The following is a 19,903-nucleotide window of genomic DNA, read 5'->3' as shown; positions in this document are numbered from 1 at the left end:
TAAGCTTTTCCATCCTTATCGAGGGGAACCTCCACATGAGCACTTTGTGGGCGGATCTGGGTCCGTCGTTACTGCCAGCTTTTTGGGTGACCATTAAACTCACCATCCTATCCGCCATCGGCGCCATGATCCTGGGCACCATCCTCACCGCAATGAGGGTTTCACCAGTAAAGATCCTGCGTACCCTATCCACCGCTTATATCAACACGGTTCGCAATACCCCACTTACTCTTGTGGTGCTGTTCTGTTCCTTTGGTCTTTACCAAAACCTCGGGTTTGCTCTGGCAAACCGCGAAAGCTCCACCTTCTTGCTGGACAACAACTTCCGTCTTGCCGTGTTGGGCTTTATTCTTTACACCTCAACCTTCGTAGCGGAATCCCTGCGCTCCGGTATTAATACCGTGCACTTTGGCCAAGCTGAAGCTGCTCGCTCCCTGGGACTTGGTTTTAGTGATACTTTCCGCTCCATTGTTTTCCCGCAGGCGCTGCGCGCAGCAATTGTGCCACTGGGAAATACCCTGATCGCACTAACCAAGAACACCACCGTTGCCTCTGTTATTGGCGTCGGTGAAGCATCCTTGCTGATGAAGTCCACCATCGAAAACCACGCCAATATGCTCTTTGTTGTCTTCGCTATTTTTGCCGTTGGTTTTATGATTCTGACCTTGCCGATGGGCCTTGGCCTTGGCAAACTTTCTGAGCGTTTGGCGGTGAAGAAATAATGTCTACCTCTACAAGAGCCACCGTTCTCTACGATGCGCCTGGTCCCAAGGGCCGTCGATTAAACGTCATCATCACGGTCATAACTATCGTGGTGGCAATTGGCCTGCTGTACTGGATCGGGACTGCACTTAATGCCAATGGCCAGCTCGATGCAGCTAAGTGGTCTCCCTTTATTAATAGCCAAACCTGGACCACCTATATCCTGCCTGGTCTTTGGGGCACCCTGAAGTCCGCAGTGGTCTCAGTTCTACTTGCACTGATTATGGGTACGGCACTTGGCCTGGGCCGCATTTCTGAATCTCGCCCGCTGCGTTGGTTCTGCGGTGTCATCATCGAGATCTTCCGTGCAATCCCCGTGCTGATTCTCATGATCTTCGCCTACCAAATGTTTGCGCGTTATCAGATCTTCCCGTCCAAGCACCTGGCCTTTGCAGCAGTTGTCTTTGGCCTGACCATGTACAACGGCTCAGTCATTGCGGAAATTCTGCGCTCAGGTATTGCTTCCCTGCCCAAGGGCCAGCGCGAAGCTGCCACTGCGCTGGGATTGTCTCCCCGTCAGACCACCTGGTCAATCTTGCTGCCACAGGCTGTGGCAGCGATGCTCCCCGCTTTGATCTCTCAGATGGTTATCGCCCTGAAGGACTCCGCTCTGGGCTACCAGATCGGCTACATCGAAGTTGTTCGCTCCGGTATTCAGTCCGCTTCTGTCAACCGTAACTACCTGGCCGCACTCTTTGTGGTTGCGGTTATCATGATCGCTCTGAACTTCTCGCTCAGCGCCCTGGCTTCTCGAATTGAACGCCAACTCCGCGCTGGCCGTGCCCGCAAAAACATTGTGGCGAAGGTTCCGGAACATCCTGATCAAGGGTTGACTACAAAGGATCAAGTAAATGCTGATTGGCATGATCCTGACTATAAGGACCTCAAAACTCCTGGTGTGCAGTAAGAACTACCACCATTAATTAAGGGCAGGGTCTGGGTTTAAAATCCCAGACCCTGCCCTTTTTGTTTTAGGCCTTTAGTTCTTCCAAACGTTCGTCGAGAGCTTGGCGGGCTAATTGCATGGACAATCCCGCTGGAAAGCCACGTCGTGCCAGTGCTCCCAGGACTCGTCTTAAAGCTTTGTCATAGTCACCCCGGTCTTGCGGCACCTTGCTTTCGGAGCGCGCTTTTTTGCGGGCGACGGCCCAAGCCGTCTCCCGCTCCGCATCACCATCTATTTGTTCCAAGGCGGCAGTACGCACATGCTGAGCGATACCCTTGTCCCGCAATTCCTGGTCCAAGACACGAGAGGACTTGCCTCGGCGCTGACTTCGTTGACGCACCCACTCCATGGCGAAGGATTCATCATCCAGGAGGTTGGAGTTGAGAAAATCTTGGATGACTTCTTCGATAATGTCTTCTTCAAATTCAAGGGCTTTTAAACGAGTGCGAAGCTCTGCCGTGGAACGAGCTCGTTGATCTAGCAGTAATAGAGCACGCCGGCGGACTGTCGCTTTCTTCTCTTCTTTTTCTTTATCAAAGAAGGTGCTGGTGCCATCGGCTTTTTCAGCTTGGAACTTATCAATGGCCAGTCGGAGCTGTTCGATTTTTCTTAGTTGTGCCGCATCGGTGGTGCTAGCCACGCTCTGCCTCCATTGGGGTTTTCGCAGGTGAAAATATAAAAGGGGAGCATCTCGCTAAGGATCTAGCAGTTACTCCCCTTGCCTAAGGCACTTTAGGGTTTAATCCTCAGCGTCGTCTGCGTCATCAAAATCAACATTTGGGACGAGCTCTACGGGATCATCAGTGAGTTCATCGGAAACCGCAGCGAATTTTCCAACGCCCAGCTTCTTAAAGATCTTCTCTTCAATCTCATCGGTGAGATCTTGGTTGCCCTTGAGGTAAAGACGAACCTTTTCCTTGCCCTGTCCGAGCTGATCGCCCTCATAGGTAAACCAGGATCCGGATTTCTTGATGATGCCGTGATCTACTGCGAGGTCAATAACAGAGGACTCGCGGGAGATGCCTTCGCCGTACATAATGTCGAACTCTGCGATCTTGAACGGTGGGGACACCTTGTTCTTAACGACCTTGAGTCGGGTGCGGTTACCGATAGCATCCTGACCATCTTTAAGAGTTTGGATTCGGCGCACATCACAACGAATGGAGGCGTAGAACTTCAACGCCTTACCACCGGTGGTGGTTTCTGGTGAACCGAACATGACGCCGATCTTTTCACGCAGCTGGTTAATAAAGATGGCGGTGGTGCCGGAGTTGTACAGAGCACCTGTCATCTTCCTCAGCGCTTGGCTCATCAAACGAGCTTGCAGACCAACGTGGCTGTCGCCCATTTCGCCTTCAATTTCAGCCTTTGGGGTCAGCGCTGCCACAGAGTCCACCACGATAATGTCGATCGCGCCGGAACGGACCAACATATCGGCGATTTCTAGAGCCTGTTCACCGGTATCCGGCTGTGATACTAACAGCGCATCAGTATCTACGCCGAGGTTGCGGGCATAATCTGGGTCAAGCGCGTGCTCAGCATCGATGAAGGCAGCAATGCCACCAGCCTTTTGAGCTTGAGCAATGGCGTGTAGGGCTACCGTGGTCTTACCGGAGGATTCTGGTCCATAGATCTCCACAATGCGACCACGTGGGAATCCACCAATACCTAGGGCAATATCAATTGCGGTGTTGCCGGAAGAGATGGTTTGGATTGGAGGGCGGTTTTCATCACCCAGGCGCATCACTGCACCTTTGCCAAAGTCCTTTTCAATGAGCGCCAGGGCGGCATCCAGTGCCTTTTGGCGGTCATCGCCCTTAACATTGGCGGTTTTTGAGGTTGTTTTCTTTGCAGCCATTTTTTGTCCTATTCCTTGTTAAATCTGACAGGTGCCAGCGGTGTTAGCTAAAAGTCTCTAAACAAAATGGATTTATGGTCCTACTTTGTTAGACCGTGGAAGTTGAAGATCGGATCCCCAGCGCGTCAAATTGTTGCTTCTGTGGATAGACGATAGAACATAGCCGGGACGTTCAAATTTCTAAACACCACTTTACACGCACAACTGTTCGAAACCCGAATCTAAACGAAAAATTTTTTAAAAGGCGTTAAAACCCTAATTTTTAATACCTAATGTCATCAGAGCCTAAACGGCGCTCCTCTGGGATGCTGAAATCATCGCAGAGCTGAATCCAGATTTCTCTCAAGTCTTCACCATTTTCCACAGCTTCATTAACGGTGACGCCGAAGCTGCCCAAGACATGAGAATGGGCAATCCACTCCCCTTTTGTTTGACCAAACTCATCTGCAATTAGATGCTGGAACTCCGATAAACGCATGCAGACAATCATACATGGCCATATTTAGCTAAAGCGCTGTGAGAATTGTGCACCCAAAATAAAAAGTGTGTTCCAGATTGCTTTTTGAACACCGTTCAGTAGTACAATTCATCCATGCACACTGATTCCCAGTCCCCAGCGCAGGTTTCTACCAAGAAGAGGCCCTCCTCCGCTAAGCGTCTTCAAGACCTCGCGCTCATCGCAGTTTTTGCTGCCCTCATTATTGTTTTGGCTTTTGTTTCCATCCCTGTGGGCACCGCTGGTGTGCCTATCGTTTTGCAGAACGCAGCTGTGGTTTTGGCTGGATTAGTTCTGGGCGGACGCCGTGGTTTCTTGGCAGCACTTTTGTTCCTTGCACTTGGACTCATCGGTTTGCCGGTTCTAGCTGGCGGACGCACCACCATCGCAGCACTCGCTGGCCCCACTGCAGGCTATATTGTGGGCTATTTGCTTTCCGCCTTAGTAGCAGGCTCCATTGCCTACCTTGCTCCAAAGAAGCGCGGAACCGGAATGTTCGTTGTGCTTGGCCTGGCAGCGCTTGCTGGACTTATCACCCAGTACCTCTGTGGTTCCATTGGCCTTACTTTGCGTGCAGGTATGGGCTTCGCCGAAGCAGCTACCGCTCAGCTGCCTTTCATCCTGCCTGACCTTGGCAAATTTGCGGTGATGGTCATCATCGCTGCTGGTGTCCATGCAGCCTTCCCTGATCTGCGCGCCAAGAAATAACGCAACTTTCCACCACACCCTTTGAATAGCCACTGCTTTAGGCTGTTCAAAGGGTGTCAGTATTAACTATGCCCTTCACCTAGAATTGCTTAATATGCCTGAAATCATCTTTGAGAACGCCGCCGTATCCTATGAGGACACCCTCATTTTGGAGCCAATTTCACTCACAATGCGGGAGCAACGTATTGGAATTATCGGTGCTAATGGTGGCGGAAAATCCACACTGATCAGGATGATTAATGGACTGGGAGAACCCACCACTGGCCGCGTCTTAGTTGACGGACTTGATCTCTCAGAAAAGGGCCGTGAAGTCCGAAAGAAGGTGGGCTATGTTTTTTCAGATGCAGAAAACCAAATCATCATGCCCACGGTGCGTGAAGATATCGCGTTTTCATTGCGACGCCAGAAGATGTCGCGGGAAGAACGCAATCACCGAGTAGATGAGATGTTGGCGCGCTTTAATTTGAGCGAACATGCAGATCAATCTCCGCATACTCTTTCCGGCGGCCAAAAACAGCTCCTTGCCCTGGCTGCGGTGTTAATTTTGGAACCGGAACTCATCATTGCCGATGAACCCACCACGCTGCTAGACCTGCGTAATCGTCTTTTAATTCGAGAAGTTTTTAGGGGACTTGAGCAGCAACTTATTGTGGTGAGTCACGATCTTGATTTCCTTAGCGATTTTGAGCGGGTTATTTGCATCGATAACCATAAGATCGCAGCTGATGGCCCTGCAGAGAGCACTATTGCTCACTATATTTCCTTGATGACAGAGTCGATTCGATGAAAAGCATTCCGCTTGGTGTGTATGTGGATGCCAATTCACCCATCCACCGACTAGCAGCTATCTGGAAGTTTCCACTGCTGTTGATCTTTATTATCGGCGGAGCAATTTTTGCCGATACTCCCCTGTTGGCCGGCGCCTTGGTGATCTTCATGGTGCTGCTTTATGCCATAGCCAAAACTCCCCTCAGAACAGCTTGGCAACAAATCTGGCCGGTTTTTCCCCTTTTGCTCTTCTTGGGTGCTTTTCAACTCTGGCAGCGTGGCTTTGATTTTGCGGCAACCACGGTATTTACGCTGCTCTCTGCAGTAATGGCGGCAATGCTTTTAACGCTGACGACCCGTTTGGAAGCGCTGATGGATGCGGTGGAAAAGATGTTGCAACCTTTTGCCCGTTTTGGCCTTCCGGTAGAGACCATTACCTTGGCAATTTCTCTCACACTACGTTTGATTCCGCTGCAATTGGCCACAGTCAATGAAGTCCTTGATGCTCGCAAAGCACGTGGAGCTGGCTTTTCTGTGGTTGCTTTTGGAACCCCGGTGATCATTCGTTCGATTCGCAGGGCCCGAAATATTGGCGATGCCCTCCTCGCCCGCGGAGCTGGCGACTAAACCTCCAAAGCGGAGGGGTTCGTCGAAAAGCGCACAAGAAAGCGGGGCAGGTAGTTGTACCTGCCCCGCTTTCTTGGTTTTTAAGCTTCGCCGCGCAATTCGCGCATGCGCTGAGCTACAGCGTCATCGGTGACGGTGGGCTCAGAGGTTGGAGCTGCAATGGACTCCTGCTTATTAGCTGCAGGAAGGGCACCACCAGCCATCTCCGCGCGGATCTGCTCCAGGCGGGAGTGACCAGCTAGCTGCACGCCAGCCTGCTCAACCTCAGCCATGCGACCCTCAACGGAGTTCTGCGCTAGCTCAGCCTGACCCAAAGCGTTAGCGTAACGACGCTCAATCTTCTCGCGGACCTGGTCAAGGTTAGGAGAGCTGCCATTGGTCATGGAGTTCATGGACTTCAAAGACTCGGAAACCTTCTCCTGCATCTTGGCTTGCTCCAGTTGGCTCAGCAGCTTGGTGCGCTCAGCAACCTTCTGCTGCAGTGCCATGGAGTTACGCTCCACTGCCTTCTTGGCCTGCTCAGCCTGCTGCAGGGCCTGATCGTGCAGCTGCTTGGTATCGTCAACGGACTGCTCCGCGGTGACCAGCTGCGCAGCAAAAGCCTCAGCGGCATTTTCATACTCGGTAGCCTTCTGCACGTCGCCCTCAGCGCGGGCCTTGTCGGCCAACTGAATTGCCTGGCGGGTGTTGCCCTGCAGCTTCTCAATCTCAGCCAAACGGCGGTTGAGCTGCATTTCTAGCTGACGCTGATTACCGATAACAGCAGCTGCCTGCTGGGAAAGCTCCTGGTGCTGGCGCTGTGCATCTTCGATGGCTTGCTGGATCTGCACCTTTGGATCAGCGTTTTCCTCAATCTTTGAGTCAAACAATGCCATCAGGTACTTCCATGCCTTGGAGAATGGATTAGCCATATTGAAAATGAGCCTTCCTAAATATCTGAATCAGATGAATTCGCTAAGTTCCAGGGAACTTCGTCGCAGTCCATAATAGCCACACTTTGAAGACGATGGTGGCTGGAAATGAAACCAACATCGCTTTTCGACGAATCCCCACACCGTCCCTGCCACCTGGGCACCCAGGGGGCGCACAACTGGCAGGCCTTAAGAATGCGGACTAAACACGAGCGAGATCTTCTTCGGCTGCACGTACAGCCATGGATCCGGCAGCTTCAATGAGCACATCAGCAACGCTGGCTCCCAGGGCGTGGCACACGGCGGCGAGAAGCTCCGAGGAAACTTCTTTGCGGCCACGTTCCAGCTCTGAAAGATAACCAGGCGATACTCGTGAAAGCTCAGCTAGCTCGCGCAAGGTTACGCCTTTGTCTGCGCGGAATGATCGTAGTGCAGCGCCAAGTGCCTCGCGCAAGAGAGGCTCCGGAGCCTTTCTGGTAGCAGCCTGAGTAATAGGCTTTTCTAAAAGGGTTGTGTAAGTAACCATCGTTAGGTTCAACTCTCTTTCCCTTGAATTTGTTCCCAGCTTACCTAAGAACTTGAGTCAATCACACTCAATTTGTTGGATCAACAGACGGAAGGATTCTGCAACAGCAGCCTCCCGGATGATATTCCTACCTTGTTCAGCCAAGATTACCTGTTGTTCACTTTTAAACGCAGGAAAAGTCTGAATTGTTCCCATGGCGTTCTCCAAATGGTAATTTTCTTTTGTTTCGGCCTCTGCCTCGGGTAAAGGAGGTCCCGCAATGCCGATCCACACCTCCCCAACTGGACGTCCATCTTGCTTTTCGGGACCAGCGACACCGGTTAGCGATACCGCCCAATCAGACTCACATACCTGTTGCGTCCCTTGTGCCATGGCTGCTGCACATTCTGCAGAAACCACCCCAAATTGCTCGACAATCTCCCGAGGTACGCCGGCCAATTTCATTTTTAGCTCGGTGGCATAAGTAACTAAACCGCCACGGAGCACAGCGGAGGCACCAGGAATTGCGGCAATCGAGGCACTAGCCAAACCTGCACTCAAGGATTCACAAAAGGCAAGAGTTTGTCCCTTTTCCCGTAAAAGGCGAACTAGCTGGCTAGCAAGCTCATTTGTGTTTCCACCACTACTGGGACTTAGGTGCGCGTCCATGACTTAGTCCTATTTGGAACTATGGTCAGCAGATTTGCCGGCGGTGCGGGAATCCCACAGGTATTGCAGGCCGGTAACCACGGTGACAATCATGGCCAAATACATCACGATCTGGCTTGGAATATCCATCCACGCTGGCAAAGGGCAAAGATAGAGAGCAACTGCCACTGTTTGCAGCACGGTTTTAAGCTTGCCGCCCTTGGAGGCCGGAACCACATTGCCATTTCGCAATTGGAAGAAGCGCCAAATGGTAATGCCGAATTCGCGAATCACGATGAGGATGGTGACCCACCAGGGCAAAATTCCTATGATATTAAAGGAGACAAACGCTGTTGTCATCAATGCCTTATCCGCGATGGGATCGGCGATCTTGCCAAAGTTGGTCACCAAACCGCGGGCGCGAGCAATATCGCCATCTAGTTTGTCGGTAATCATCAACAAAATAAAGACAACTAATGCCCACCAGGCGAAGGCGTTATTTTCGGTTTTTCCTTCTAAAGTAAGCCAAGCAAAAAGTGGAATAACAATGATGCGCAAGCTGGTCAAGAAATTAGGCAAATTCCAATTGGAAGGCTGCGTCGATGGAGTCGAAGAGGTCGAAGTAGACGTCGCTGTTTGAGCCTTATTGTTTCCTTGAGCCACCCCAGAATTCACGGAATTCTTTCGGCGGTCCTGTGCGCCATTGGCGCCTGCTGATGCATCATTCACGATCTATTACCCTACCTGCCTTGTTTTAAGACACAACGTTTAGCTGAGCTGAGTGCACTGTCTTAAACTTCATGGATTTTAATCACTACCGGCTTTTCGTTTTCTAGCTCTGCACTATGTTCCACGATAGGCCTCAAAGTCTACGGTGTCTCGGAAGCAATTATGATGTATGCGCTCACGCCCCGCTTCAGACTTCAAAAACTAAAGGAGAACAGAGCGAGAACAGGGAGAAATAAATCACCCCTCAGCGGTAGCCAGAGCCTAAACTAAGTGTTTATGACCTACTTTGCAGTTACTTATAGCTATAGCCCTGATAGTGAAGCCGTTGTAGCGGCTCGCCCCGTCCACCGCGAATTCGTTGCTTCTTTGCTGGCTGAAGGAAAGATCGTCGGTTCCGGTCCTTTCACCGATGGTGAGGGTGGCGCACTGATTGTCATCGCTTTGCCAGAAGGCTCCACCCTGGTTGATGCTGAAACCGTGATGAACAATGATCCTTTTTATAAGGAAGGTGTTCTAGACAACCGAACCATCCAAACCTGGAACCCTGTTTCCAAGATTTTCTAGATTTCGCCCAGCATTCCAAAAGCCTCAGCTTGTCGTCGAAAAGCAAAAAGGAGCGAGGGGGTCAGCCACGGTGGCTGACCCCCTCGCTTTAGTTATTGCTCAAGGTTGAAGCGTTTAGCGCTTATCTTTTGGAGCTTTGGTGGTGGAAGCAGATTGCTCTACTGCTTGGGCAGCTGCTTCTTCTGCGTCCCACTTGTCGCCATCATTCTTAGATGGGTTCCAGCGTGGAGGGATAGCGTTTTGTGCTTCATCACGCTTGTTCTTGATGATGGAAGCAACAACCGTAACTACCAATACACCAACAATGAAGACCAGGGAGAATACGGTGGCTACTTCAGGTACTGCCACTGGCTCGCCGCCGTTGATGAAAGGCAGCTTGTTTTCATGCAGTGCGTGCAGACCAAGCTTGGCACCGATGAACAGCAGGATAAGACCCAGGCCATAAGGCAGGTAAACCAGGCGGTCAAGCAGGCCGTCCAGCAGGAAGTACATTTGGCGCAAGCCCAACAGTGCAAAGGCATTGGTGGTGAAGACGATATATGGCTCAGAGGTAATACCGTAGATCGCAGGAATGGAGTCCAGTGCGAACATCAGGTCAACCATGCCGATGGAAACCAGTGCCACAAATAGTGGGGTGAGGTGCAGCTTGCCATTTGCGCGGTGGGTGAGCTTGTCACCGTGGTAACCCTCGGTAACCGGGATTACCTTGCGCAGCATCTTGATGACTGCCATGTCATTAGGATCGGTTTCTGGGGTGTCGCGAACTTCATCCCAGATCAGCTTCACTGCGGTGTAGATCAACCAGATAGAGAAGATATAGAAGACGTCAGACCAGGCTTCAATAACTGCAGCGCCGAGCAAAATGAAGACCAAACGGAATACAAGTGCCAGTGCGATACCAATGAGCAGTACCTTCTGCTGGTACTTACGTGGGATCTTGAAGGCACCCATAATCAAGGCGAAGATAAAGAGATTATCAACGCTCAAGGCCTTTTCGGTCACATAGCCGGTGAAGAACTCAATACCGTGCTGGTGCGGATTGCCTGGCTCACCCCAAGTGAACCAAAGGAAGATACCGAATACGCAGGCGAGGCCAACATAAAAGAGGCTCCAATAAGCGGATTCTTTAATGCTTGGCTCGTGCGGGGTGCGAACGTGTGTGTAGAAGTCGAAAATAAAGAATGCAGCAACCACCGCAACGGTGATTACCCAAGTTAACAAGTTAACTTCCATAGAAAAAGAACCTCCGGTTCTTGGTCGTTGAAAAAGAACCAGAGGTCTCCCCCACCCGAACGCTCCTCAAGGCCAGTTAAAAAAATCTGTCAAAGCCAAATGCGAGAAGTGATGGTGGGCCAGTGTGACCGGGAATCAGGGCTACTTAACTAGGTATCAAGTAGCTGGTTTGGATTCCGTGTTGACGATCAACGCTGCTTATGGGGTACTCCCCTCCAATACGGAAAAACTATAACCTAATCCGGCTGATATTGCCACCTAGAAAAGGTGACACCTAAGAGCGTAAAAGCTCTTAGGTGTCACCTTTTTATTCTCTAATTTGTTTGCTACTGGGCCCAAACGGGGAGACGCTTAGAAGGCTCCGCGGGAAGGGTCAGCTCGCACCACATTGGTTTCTGGGGCAGCATCTTTACCACCGGAGTCCAGCTCCGCTTCGCTATCTGCTGCTCCGTCATCCCAATTGTCCTCCTTGGGAGCATCGGCTGGATCAGCACCCTTGAGCATCCAAATAATGGTTTCAAGCTCTTCCGGCTTGACCAGCACCTCACGTGCCTTAGAACCTTCTGAAGGCCCAACCACGCCACGGGATTCCATTAGGTCCATCAAACGACCAGCCTTTGCAAAACCAATACGCAATTTACGCTGCAGCATTGAGGTGGAACCCATTTGGGAAGTCACCACCAGCTCCACTGCTTCCAGCAGATCCTCCAGGTCATTTCCGATGTCTGCATCAACCTTCTTGGCTTCGGCAGCCTTGTCCTCGGTAACACCCTCGGTGTACTCAGGCTGGCGCTGCGCCTTGGCAGCTTCCACCACCGCTTGAATTTCTTCATCGGTTACAAAGGCGCCCTGAATACGCTGGGGCTTGCCAGCACCCTGTGGAATAAAGAGGGCATCGCCCATACCAATGAGCTTTTCGGCACCGCCCTGGTCCAAAATAACGCGGGAGTCAGTCAAGGAGGAAGTGGCAAAGGCAAGGCGGGAAGGCACGTTGGTCTTAATCAGACCGGTAACCACGTCCACAGAAGGACGCTGAGTTGCCAGCACCAGGTGGATACCAGCGGCACGTGCCTTCTGGGTGATACGCACAATGGACTCTTCAATTTCCTTAGGCGCAGTCATCATCAAGTCAGCGAGCTCGTCGACCACACACACGATATAAGGGTATGGGCGGTATTCACGCTGGGAACCTGCAGGAGCCTGGATTTCGCCAGACTTCACCTTGCGGTTGAAGTCCTTGATATGGCGCACGCGGGTCTGCTTCATGTCCATATAGCGGTGCTCCATCTCCTCAACTAGCCACTGCAATGCAGCTGCAGCTTTCTTCGGCTGGGTGATGATGGGAGTAATCAGGTGCGGAATTCCCTCATAAGGGGTCAATTCCACCATCTTCGGGTCAACCAGAATCAGGCGCACTTCTTCTGGCCGCGCACGGGTCAGCAAAGACACCAGCAAGGAGTTCACAAATGCGGACTTACCGGAACCGGTGGAACCAGCAACAAGCAGGTGTGGCATCTTCTGCACGGAGTAGGAAACAAAATCGCCTTCAATATCCTTGCCCAAACCAATGAGCATGGAGTCCTTATTATCAACCGTGGCCGGCGCATTGAGCACATCACCCAAACGCACCATTTCACGGTCAGTATTAGGCACCTCAATACCCACAGCAGACTTACCCGGAATAGGAGTAAGCAAACGGATATTCTCCGTCGCTGCCGCATAAGCAATATTGGACTGCAGGTTGGTGATCTTGGAAACCTTCACACCAGCGCCCAACTCAATTTCATAACGAGTCACTGTGGGGCCACGGGAGAAGCCAGTCACCGTCGCATCAACGTTAAACTCACGGAAAACATCAGTAATCGCTTCAATCATGCGGTCATTGGTTTCCGAACGCAGCTTGGCAGGCTCGCCTGGAATCAGCAAATTCGCGCTCGGCAACACATAGGTGCTGTCGCCATCGCTAACAATTTCCGCTGGCGTTGGTGCAGCCGGCTTTTCAACCTTGGCAGGAACCGGATCCATACCCGAACGCTGAATAATCGCCTGACGCATGCTTTCACGTGAAGCAGCAACCGCATCAGTAGCCGGAGTCTTGGCTACAGCCTTGACATCTTCATCAGTGATAGCCGGGAATTCATCGGTTTCGCTCACACTAGGCTTAAAGAGGCTTTTCGACGCCTCCCTCGGCGCTGGCTGAGGTTCGGCGACAGGAGCTGGGGTTTCTTCCTCAACTGGGTAACGGTCCAAAGGCGCCGCGGGGCGGCGCGTGGATACGGTCGGAGCAGCTGCCGGTGGTGGAGTTGCTGGCACTCGACGACGTGGCGTGCGGGAAGTAGACCGCGCTGGAGCCGCTGGAAGTTCACGGCCCTTTGCGCGGGATTCAATGACCTTATCTACATGCCCATAAAGATCATCGTCATCTTCGTCTGCAAAATCTTCTTCACGGCGTCCACCGGCAAAGCCGAAGTAGGAGCCGATAAACTCCCCAAATTCGCGGATACTAATTCCGGTGGTTTTTAGCGCACCCCAAAAGAGCACCAAAATAAGGATTGGAACAGCCAAAAACACTGAGAAGCCCATTTCCAATGGCGCACCAATCCAGGCACCGATTGCTCCGCCGGCGGACTTTCGCCCTTCCCAATCAACAGGGTTACCGGCAAAAAGGTGAATCAGGCCAAGCATGCTCACAATGATCACGCCAATGCCGAGACTCACGTGGCCCTGATGTTCTTTCTCAGGGGTGTAGTGCAGCATCAATGCAATGGCTAATGCGATCAGTGCTAGTGGCAAGATCCACGCACCAGCACCGATGGTCAAGTGCACAATATCAGCAATAAAGTTGCCGATCGGTCCACCAATTCCCAACCACACTGCAGCACCCAACACGATGGCTACGCCAACGAGGCTAAGTGCAATTCCATCAGCGTGCTCATCGGTATAGTCACTTACCCGATTGCGCAGCGGTACCTGATCTTCTTGATCATCAATGTCCAAATCCAGCTCAGGTTCTGCAGCTTTGCTTCGAGACTTTCGAGCGGCGGGTTTCGTTGAGATCTCCTCCTCGAAGTCATCATCTAAATCATCATCAAAGTCACCGCGGCGTGACCACCCCAGGTCTGCAACGGAACGGGTAAGTTTTCCTACTCCCCCGGCGGTTGCGCTAAAGATCGTGCCAATTCCAGAAACCACAGCCCGAAAAGCACTGCCGGTCCTTTCTTCTGATGTATCAGCTGCACGACGTGCAGTCATCGAGGAAGTAAATACGGCAGTTTCGGTGCTATTGCTTCTGGAGACAGGTTTGCTTCTCCGGGGAGTCGATGCCGTTTTAGGGCCTGTCGACTTTCCGGATGATCGAGAGCTCCCCCGCTTGGGTGCGCCGTTTCTGACAGTCATGGCTTTAACACTAGTCGCTTAAACCACACTATTCACAGCGGCACCACGCGGTTTTGGTGATTCTTTTAGAGGCTCGCCAAGTTCAGGTTGGAGGTGTCTCCCTCGATGTCAACGTTGACAACTTTACGACCATAGATCCACAAGATGAGCTCCCCTACCCCACCTTGAACCCTAATTACTGACTGTCCATCCTTTGAAACACCGGACTTATCGTTATACACAATGCGCGGCATTCCGGTTGGTGCTAAAATCACCGGACGATCCGCCTTAATGAAGCGCGGTGCGGACATCTTTAATAAACGATGCAACTCACGGGCATGTTCAGGGGAAATCTCACGCTCTTCCACCAGCTCACCCGGAGTAAGCGCACCACGGCGTACATCCTCATGGTGAATAAAGTGCTCCATAGCATTGCCTATAGAGTCAAGGGCACGCCATGGATTTAACCCCTTTGGCCCGGCTGCCCATTCATATACAACATCCTCATAGGGGCGTTCCAGATTCTGTTCAGTGAGTTCTTCGGCTGGATCTCCACCAACAGGAAGTTGTGAACGCAGGAATGACAGTGGGTGCTGCTCGCGGACCAAGAGGTGCACGGCAAGGTCCCTTGTTTTCCATTCACCACAAAGGGTTGGTGCATCTGGCCCTTTTTCTAGCAGGGCATCTTTGAGCGCTTCTCTTTCAAAAGCCGAAAGTTTCATGATGCCAAGCCTAGACACTTTTTCATTTCCATACTTAAAGCTAAAGGGTCTTCGTGGTCATATATGACAACGAAGACCCTTTAGCGGAATTTAGGAGGATATCACTGGCTGATCAAGCATGGCTCCTTCAGCTTTGCGATTGAGGTATCGGTGTCGCAGGTGCTGATAAGCACTCACCCCAAGCCCAAGAGCTAAGAAACCATAAATCGCCCAGGTAATTGGCGAGGCCACCAGGATGGAAAGACTACCTTCAGACACTGCCAATGCTCGACGCAATTCGGTTTCCGCCATTGGCCCTAGCACTACAGCGATGAGCACCGGTGCAATGGGGATATTAAAACGACGCATCATAAACCCAAGAAGTCCGAGGGCAATCAGAATCCAAAGATCAAACACTGAGGATCCAATCGAGTACACGCCGAGAACGGAAAGAACAGTAATGCCTGCGTAGAGATACTGGCGAGGAATATTGAGTAACTTTGCCCACATTGGCGCAAAGGACCAGTTCAAGATAAGTAGAATGACCAATCCAAGAAAAAGAGATGCAAGCAATGCCCAGACCAAATCTCCAGACCGCTCGAAGAGCAATGGACCTGGCTGCATGCCATATTGCTGGAACGCCGCGAGCATAATCGCTGCTGTCGCCGAGGTCGGAAGACCTAAGGCAAGCAAAGCTCCCATAGCAGTTCCCGCGGTTGCATTACCCGCAGCTTCGGGCGCAGCAAGTCCTTTGATCGAACCTGTGGTTCCAAACTCCTTGTCTCCAGCTCGCTTTGCTAGCTGCTTTTCCGTTCCATATGCCAAGAAGGTTGGAACCTCGGAGCCACCAGCGGGGATAAGTCCAAAGGGAGCACCAAAGGCAGTGCCACGTAGCCACGCTGGAAGCGCTCGACGGAAATCTGCTTTTGAAAGGCGTGCCATTCCCTTAGGTTGGATAAGGGTTGGCATTTCCTCGCGGTGAATTCGAGAGGCAACTCGAAGTACTTCACCGAGTGCCAAAAGGCCAACGGTAATGACGATGATCGAGATACCATCGAAAAACTCTGCTGATCCAAAAGTAAAGCGCGCCGTGCCCGATGGACCATCGATACCTACCATCACTAGCGCTAAACCGATTCCTAGTGCAGCGAGACCACGGAACACAGACTCAGCAACAACTGCTGAGATTGCCAGAAATGCTCCCACTGCCAAGGCAAAGTATTCTGCTGGCCCAAAGACCGTTGCGAGTTTTACCAACTGCGGTGCAAAGAACACGACCAGCGTGGTCGCTACGAGTCCACCAATAAATGCACCTAACGCGGCTGTGGCCAAGGCCTTGGCAGCTTGACCGTTTTTAGCCATACGGTGACCCTCAAATGTTGAGGCAATAGCGGAGGAGTTTCCTGGAGTGTTAAGCAAAATTCCGGCCGTGGAGTCTCCGAAGAGTCCGCCAAAATAAACCCCGGCAAACATAATGAAGGCACCCGTAGGATCCAAGGCAAATGTAATTGGAAGTAGGAGTGCCACAGCCATTGCGGAGCCTAAACCTGGTAGCACGCCTACGGCGGTTCCAAGAATCGCACCCAGCAGAAGCCAGAGCAGATTGATTGGAGTGAGCGCGTTAGAAAATCCGTCAAGAAGTAGTGAGAGCTGGTCCATTAGAGGAGTCCTTCCAAGAATCCGGGAGGTAGCGGCAATCCTAGGCCGTCGTTAAACGCGAGCTGAATGATGGATGCAAACAAGAGAGCAACCCCGAGATCAAAAATCGTCCTTTTAGATCCGAGCGCCCGGACAACGATCCAAAAGAGAAAGGTTGCGGAAAATATCCAACCGATTGGTTTGAGAGCGATGGTAAAGATAATTAGGCCGCCGACAATTAGGCCAACGGTTTTCCAGTCAGAGTAAGTCGCCCATTGTTCTGAGTATCTGCTATAGCGACGTCGTACTCTTTCGCGGTCGACCATGCCGAGGTCGGAAAGCAAATCTTTGGAAAAGTTGCCGCGTCCCGGGTGTGGTTCACCGTCAGGCAGCTGTGGGTGAGTCACCACGGAAAAAAGAATGGCTGCCGCAGATACATAGAGGAGTATTGCAATAAGAATAGGAAAGAACTGTGGTCCAGGAGTTTGACTACCAAGGACGGTCATGGTCAATCCACCAATTAACATGATGGTTGCAATAACCACAATGACAACGACAAATCCAAGCTCTCCACGGCCGGCAAACCATCCCCACCGAGATTTGGTGCCAAGCGATTCATGTTCATGATGAACTAGGTCAACGGCTGAGTTTTCATCCTCCGGGATTGCATTCGTGGAAGAGTTAAGCGGTTGTTGAGTTGTCATAATCCTAGCTCCTTAACAATTTGACGTGCAGTAGTTACTTCCTCGCCGATAAACTGCTCAAATTCCGCGCCGACCTGGTAGGTGTCTACCCAGCTATTCCTTTGAACAGCTTCTTGCCATGCAGGCTGAGCATGCAGCTCTGCGACGATATCCATGAGTTCTTGTTTCGCTTCCTCACTAATGCCCGGAGGTGCAACAAACCCACGCCAGTTGGACATCGACACGTCAACTCCTTGTTCGATGAAAGTTGGGACATTATCGCCCTCTAGCCTGGTTTCTGAAGAAATTGCCAAGGCCCTCAAGGTTCCTGCCTCGATCTGATCTTTTACTTCGTTGTATCCGGAGATACCGGCCGAGGTCGTGTGAGCGAGAAGAGCATTGAGTGCCTCACCTCCACCGGAATATGCAATGTAGTTGACTGCCGATGGCTCAATTCCTCGTGCTTGTGCGAGCAATCCACTTAATAGATGGTCAATTGAGCCAAGGGAACCGCCACTGATGGAATTTTGACCTGGGTTTGCTTCCCACGCGACGAGAAAGTCCTCCAAAGTTTGGAAAGGAGAATCCGCGGGAACCACAAGCACCGAGTAATCATCTGCTAAGCGGCCAATGGGAGTGACGTCGTCAAAGGACTCCTCATTTCTCGCCAATTCAATAGCGCCTACCATTACCCCACCAGTTGTCAGGAGCATGTCTTCGCGACCAACTTCTTGAATAAATTGACTAAGTCCGATCGTTCCACCCGCACCAGGAATGTTAACTACCTGGGGGTTCGTAACGATTCCACCTTCTCGCATTACTGCTTGGGCTTCACGTGAAAAGCCATCCCAACCTCCGCCAGGCGCAGCCGGCGCAACGATTGTGAGTTTGCTTCGAGCGGTACTTATTCCGCCGCTAGACGCCGCGCTCATCAAAGCAAAAGCCGCAACCACTGCAACTACAACCGCAAAGATCCCTGTCCTTAAGTGTGAAGCATTCATATCCTGCCCCTTCGGTAGCTGCCCATCTTAAGTTCCCCTCTCAAAACGTTTTGAATAATTGTATACATTTGTACACCATGACACAGATCACAACAAGAGTAGATTTGAGGAATTTCTCGATTATTTAGCATTAAAACCCCGCTACTTCGGGAATGAGGATGCCATTCAGGGGATAAGTTTTTTCAAAATAAAGGTTGACAAGAAAGAATGAATACAGTTGTATACAAAGGGTGAACGCACTACCCCACACTGAAAGGATCATCATGACCCAGGAAAACCTTCGGCCGGAAAACGATGCAGACGTCATTGTTGTCGGTGGCGGAAATGCCGGCTTCACCGCTGCCCTCGCTGCAGCAACCCGCGGACGTAAAGTAATCCTCCTTGAGCGAGGTCTCGAAGACATGGCCGGCGGAAATAGCTTCTACACTGCCGGTGCCACCCGCATTGCACACGATGGCCTCGAGGATCTCAAGGATTTGGTGGAATTCGACGAGCGTCATGAAACCACCATCGTTCCTCCTTACTCCGCCGAGGAATACACCGCTGACCTGGTCAAGGTAACCGAAGGGAAAAATGACCCTGAGTTGACCAAAGTTTTGGTTGAGGAAGCCGCCCCAACGTTGCGTTGGCTAAAAAGTCTCGGTTTGAGGTACCGCCTCATGTATGAGCGTCAAGCTTATGAGCGTCCCGATGGTTCCTTCCTCTTTTGGGGCGGACTACATGTTGGCAACGTGGGTGGCGGCGAAGGTCTCATTGCCGATCACACCCGTGTGGCCCTAGAAAACGGCGTCGACATCCGATATGGTCACCGTGCACTTGCTCTCATTACCGAAGACAATCGCGTAGTCGGAGTTCGAGGTGAGAATCCCGCTGGAGATTTCGAACTCTATGCAGAGTCCGTGATCATGACTGCTGGCGGATATGAATCAAACCCACAGTGGCGCGAAGAGCACCTCGGACAAGGCTGGGAAAATGCGAAAGTTCGTGGCACCCCATATAACCAAGGCGACATGATCAAGGCAGCATTGGAGATCGGTGCTGATAAGGGTGGGGACTTCTCTACCTGCCACTCAGTGCAGTGGGATGCTTTTACCCCTAATAATGAGTCAAATCGCGAGTTAACAAACCGTCTAACCCGCCAAAGCTACTTCTTGGGTGTCGTTGTTAATAAGAATGGTGAGCGCTTCCTTGACGAGGGAGCGGACTTCCGAAACTACACCTACGCTAAGTACGGCAAGGAAATTCTTAAGCAGCCAGATTCCATTGCTTATCAAATTTTCGATGCTACTCTGCGCCCCATGCTGCGCACCGAAGAATACGATATGCCTGAAATTTCTGTGCAGCAGGCAGATACGGTCGAAGAGCTCGCAGCAAAAATCAATCTTGATCCCCAGGCACTTTCACGCACCATCAACGACTACAACGCAAACGTTGATCGTGAAGTAGAGTTCGACCCTACAGTGAAAGATGGTAAATCCTCTTCCACTTCGCCACATAAGAGCAACTGGGCTTCCCCGCTGGAAAATGGCCCTTTCTACGCTTATGCAGTGACTTGTGGCATCACCTTCACCTTCGGTGGTGTTAAAACTGATACCGAAGGACGTGTTCTCAACGAGCAAGGTGAACATATCCCAGGACTCTTTGCCGCAGGTGAAATGTTAGGTGGCCTTTTCAGCACCAACTACCCAGGTGGTTCCGGACTTGCAGCAGGATGTGTCTTTGGACGGCGCGCAGGCTCTATCGCCTAAAG

General features: G+C 51.5%; 20 protein-coding genes. 7 read left to right on the top strand and 13 right to left on the bottom strand.

Annotated elements, in window-relative coordinates:
- The first annotated feature begins 35 nt into the window (after window positions 1-35).
- Window positions 36-722, top strand: coding sequence for a glutamate ABC transporter permease GluC (gene gluC, locus SFC07_RS02530; RefSeq protein ID WP_411206651.1), 687 nt, complete (start codon window positions 36-38; stop codon window positions 720-722).
- Complete coding sequence (locus SFC07_RS02525) at window positions 722-1,669, top strand: amino acid ABC transporter permease (protein ID WP_411206650.1); 948 nt, start codon at window positions 722-724, stop codon at window positions 1,667-1,669. The genes gluC and SFC07_RS02525 overlap by 1 nt, the downstream gene beginning before the upstream one ends.
- A gap of 64 nt (window positions 1,670-1,733) precedes the next feature.
- Here the strand turns inward: SFC07_RS02525 and recX are convergent, their stop codons facing one another.
- The 3 genes from recX to SFC07_RS02510 all read right to left on the bottom strand — a co-directional run bounded on the left by recX (window position 1,734) and on the right by SFC07_RS02510 (window position 4,044).
- On the bottom strand, window positions 1,734-2,348 hold the full coding sequence (gene recX, locus SFC07_RS02520) for a recombination regulator RecX (protein ID WP_411206649.1): 615 nt from the start codon (window positions 2,346-2,348) through the stop codon (window positions 1,734-1,736).
- A 99-nt stretch (window positions 2,349-2,447) separates the two neighbouring features.
- Window positions 2,448-3,566: a recombinase RecA gene (recA, locus tag SFC07_RS02515; protein WP_411206648.1), complete on the bottom strand. Its 1,119-nt coding sequence runs from the start codon at window positions 3,564-3,566 to the stop codon at window positions 2,448-2,450.
- 262 nt (window positions 3,567-3,828) lie between these two features.
- The gene (locus SFC07_RS02510) at window positions 3,829-4,044 is read right to left on the bottom strand and encodes a DUF3046 domain-containing protein (RefSeq protein ID WP_411206647.1); all 216 of its coding nucleotides are present in this window, start codon (window positions 4,042-4,044) and stop codon (window positions 3,829-3,831) included.
- A 114-nt stretch (window positions 4,045-4,158) separates the two neighbouring features.
- Between SFC07_RS02510 and bioY the strand changes: the two genes are divergently transcribed.
- The 3 genes from bioY (at window position 4,159) to SFC07_RS02495 (ending at window position 6,165) form a co-directional block, all read left to right on the top strand.
- Window positions 4,159-4,770 carry a biotin transporter BioY gene (gene bioY / locus SFC07_RS02505; RefSeq protein WP_411206646.1) on the top strand — a complete coding sequence of 204 codons (612 nt, stop codon included), beginning with the start codon at window positions 4,159-4,161 and terminating at the stop codon, window positions 4,768-4,770.
- Window positions 4,771-4,864: 94 nt separating this feature from the next.
- Window positions 4,865-5,557, top strand: coding sequence for an energy-coupling factor ABC transporter ATP-binding protein (locus SFC07_RS02500; RefSeq protein ID WP_411206645.1), 693 nt, complete (start codon window positions 4,865-4,867; stop codon window positions 5,555-5,557).
- Complete coding sequence (locus tag SFC07_RS02495) at window positions 5,554-6,165, top strand: energy-coupling factor transporter transmembrane component T family protein (RefSeq protein WP_411206644.1); 612 nt, start codon at window positions 5,554-5,556, stop codon at window positions 6,163-6,165. Before SFC07_RS02500 ends, SFC07_RS02495 begins: the two co-directional genes overlap by 4 nt.
- An 80-nt stretch (window positions 6,166-6,245) precedes the next feature.
- Here SFC07_RS02495 and SFC07_RS02490 read toward each other — a convergent pair whose 3' ends face one another.
- The 4 genes from SFC07_RS02490 to pgsA form a co-directional block, all read right to left on the bottom strand.
- Complete coding sequence (locus SFC07_RS02490; protein WP_411206643.1) at window positions 6,246-7,076, bottom strand: PspA/IM30 family protein; 831 nt, start codon at window positions 7,074-7,076, stop codon at window positions 6,246-6,248.
- A gap of 202 nt (window positions 7,077-7,278) precedes the next feature.
- Window positions 7,279-7,602, bottom strand: a complete 324-nt coding sequence (locus SFC07_RS02485) for a helix-turn-helix domain-containing protein (protein WP_411206642.1) — start codon at window positions 7,600-7,602, stop codon at window positions 7,279-7,281.
- 57 nt (window positions 7,603-7,659) lie between these two features.
- The gene (locus tag SFC07_RS02480) at window positions 7,660-8,250 is read right to left on the bottom strand and encodes a CinA family protein (protein WP_411206641.1); all 591 of its coding nucleotides are present in this window, start codon (window positions 8,248-8,250) and stop codon (window positions 7,660-7,662) included.
- Between the two features lie 9 nt (window positions 8,251-8,259).
- Window positions 8,260-8,808, bottom strand: a complete 549-nt coding sequence (gene pgsA / locus SFC07_RS02475; RefSeq protein ID WP_411206759.1) for a CDP-diacylglycerol--glycerol-3-phosphate 3-phosphatidyltransferase — start codon at window positions 8,806-8,808, stop codon at window positions 8,260-8,262.
- 426 nt (window positions 8,809-9,234) lie between these two features.
- Here pgsA and SFC07_RS02470 point away from each other — a divergent pair, with 426 nt between their 5' ends.
- Window positions 9,235-9,522, top strand: a complete 288-nt coding sequence (locus SFC07_RS02470; RefSeq protein ID WP_411206639.1) for a YciI family protein — start codon at window positions 9,235-9,237, stop codon at window positions 9,520-9,522.
- Between the two features lie 114 nt (window positions 9,523-9,636).
- On the opposite strand, the gene SFC07_RS02465 is transcribed toward SFC07_RS02470, so the two are convergent.
- The 6 genes from SFC07_RS02465 to SFC07_RS02440 all read right to left on the bottom strand — a co-directional run bounded on the left by SFC07_RS02465 (window position 9,637) and on the right by SFC07_RS02440 (window position 18,153).
- Complete coding sequence (locus SFC07_RS02465) at window positions 9,637-10,755, bottom strand: TerC family protein (protein ID WP_411206638.1); 1,119 nt, start codon at window positions 10,753-10,755, stop codon at window positions 9,637-9,639.
- Window positions 10,756-11,106: 351 nt separating this feature from the next.
- Entirely contained in the window at window positions 11,107-14,007 is a 2,901-nt protein-coding gene (locus tag SFC07_RS02460; RefSeq protein ID WP_411206636.1) for a DNA translocase FtsK 4TM domain-containing protein, read from the bottom strand.
- 209 nt (window positions 14,008-14,216) lie between these two features.
- On the bottom strand, window positions 14,217-14,852 hold the full coding sequence (locus SFC07_RS02455; protein WP_411206635.1) for a TIGR03085 family metal-binding protein: 636 nt from the start codon (window positions 14,850-14,852) through the stop codon (window positions 14,217-14,219).
- A 90-nt stretch (window positions 14,853-14,942) separates the two neighbouring features.
- Window positions 14,943-16,490, bottom strand: a complete 1,548-nt coding sequence (locus tag SFC07_RS02450; RefSeq protein WP_411206634.1) for a tripartite tricarboxylate transporter permease — start codon at window positions 16,488-16,490, stop codon at window positions 14,943-14,945.
- Window positions 16,490-17,173, bottom strand: a complete 684-nt coding sequence (locus SFC07_RS02445) for a tripartite tricarboxylate transporter TctB family protein (protein WP_411206633.1) — start codon at window positions 17,171-17,173, stop codon at window positions 16,490-16,492. Before SFC07_RS02445 ends, SFC07_RS02450 begins: the two co-directional genes overlap by 1 nt.
- Window positions 17,170-18,153: a Bug family tripartite tricarboxylate transporter substrate binding protein gene (locus SFC07_RS02440; protein ID WP_411206632.1), complete on the bottom strand. Its 984-nt coding sequence runs from the start codon at window positions 18,151-18,153 to the stop codon at window positions 17,170-17,172. Before SFC07_RS02440 ends, SFC07_RS02445 begins: the two co-directional genes overlap by 4 nt.
- Before the next feature lie 263 nt (window positions 18,154-18,416).
- Here SFC07_RS02440 and tcuA point away from each other — a divergent pair, with 263 nt between their 5' ends.
- A complete protein-coding gene (gene tcuA, locus SFC07_RS02435; RefSeq protein WP_411206631.1) occupies window positions 18,417-19,901 on the top strand; it encodes an FAD-dependent tricarballylate dehydrogenase TcuA in 1,485 nt (494 codons plus the stop codon).
- The last annotated feature ends 2 nt before the right edge of the window (window positions 19,902-19,903 follow it).

The organism is Corynebacterium callunae, from assembly GCF_046592015.1.
Classification (GTDB): domain Bacteria; phylum Actinomycetota; class Actinomycetes; order Mycobacteriales; family Mycobacteriaceae; genus Corynebacterium; species Corynebacterium callunae_A.
Note: the sequence above shows the minus strand (reverse complement) of the source record. Positions and strands in the feature narration are given on the sequence as shown.

Bases quoted from the DNA above. Each gene is read 5' to 3' on its own strand.
- gluC (WP_411206651.1), top strand. From the start codon at position 36: ATGAGCACTTTGTGGGCGGATCTGGGTCCGTCGTTACTGCCAGCTTTT.
- SFC07_RS02525 (WP_411206650.1), top strand. From the start codon at position 722: ATGTCTACCTCTACAAGAGCCACCGTTCTCTACGATGCGCCTGGTCCC.
- recA (WP_411206648.1), bottom strand. From the start codon at position 3,566: ATGGCTGCAAAGAAAACAACCTCAAAAACCGCCAATGTTAAGGGCGAT.
- SFC07_RS02510 (WP_411206647.1), bottom strand. From the start codon at position 4,044: ATGCGTTTATCGGAGTTCCAGCATCTAATTGCAGATGAGTTTGGTCAA.
- bioY (WP_411206646.1), top strand. From the start codon at position 4,159: ATGCACACTGATTCCCAGTCCCCAGCGCAGGTTTCTACCAAGAAGAGG.
- SFC07_RS02500 (WP_411206645.1), top strand. From the start codon at position 4,865: ATGCCTGAAATCATCTTTGAGAACGCCGCCGTATCCTATGAGGACACC.
- SFC07_RS02495 (WP_411206644.1), top strand. From the start codon at position 5,554: ATGAAAAGCATTCCGCTTGGTGTGTATGTGGATGCCAATTCACCCATC.
- SFC07_RS02490 (WP_411206643.1), bottom strand. From the start codon at position 7,076: ATGGCTAATCCATTCTCCAAGGCATGGAAGTACCTGATGGCATTGTTT.
- SFC07_RS02485 (WP_411206642.1), bottom strand. From the start codon at position 7,602: ATGGTTACTTACACAACCCTTTTAGAAAAGCCTATTACTCAGGCTGCT.
- SFC07_RS02480 (WP_411206641.1), bottom strand. From the start codon at position 8,250: ATGGACGCGCACCTAAGTCCCAGTAGTGGTGGAAACACAAATGAGCTT.
- SFC07_RS02470 (WP_411206639.1), top strand. From the start codon at position 9,235: ATGACCTACTTTGCAGTTACTTATAGCTATAGCCCTGATAGTGAAGCC.
- SFC07_RS02465 (WP_411206638.1), bottom strand. From the start codon at position 10,755: ATGGAAGTTAACTTGTTAACTTGGGTAATCACCGTTGCGGTGGTTGCT.
- SFC07_RS02460 (WP_411206636.1), bottom strand. From the start codon at position 14,007: ATGACTGCACGTCGTGCAGCTGATACATCAGAAGAAAGGACCGGCAGT.
- SFC07_RS02455 (WP_411206635.1), bottom strand. From the start codon at position 14,852: ATGAAACTTTCGGCTTTTGAAAGAGAAGCGCTCAAAGATGCCCTGCTA.
- SFC07_RS02450 (WP_411206634.1), bottom strand. From the start codon at position 16,490: ATGGACCAGCTCTCACTACTTCTTGACGGATTTTCTAACGCGCTCACT.
- SFC07_RS02445 (WP_411206633.1), bottom strand. From the start codon at position 17,173: ATGACAACTCAACAACCGCTTAACTCTTCCACGAATGCAATCCCGGAG.
- SFC07_RS02440 (WP_411206632.1), bottom strand. From the start codon at position 18,153: ATGAATGCTTCACACTTAAGGACAGGGATCTTTGCGGTTGTAGTTGCA.
- tcuA (WP_411206631.1), top strand. From the start codon at position 18,417: ATGACCCAGGAAAACCTTCGGCCGGAAAACGATGCAGACGTCATTGTT.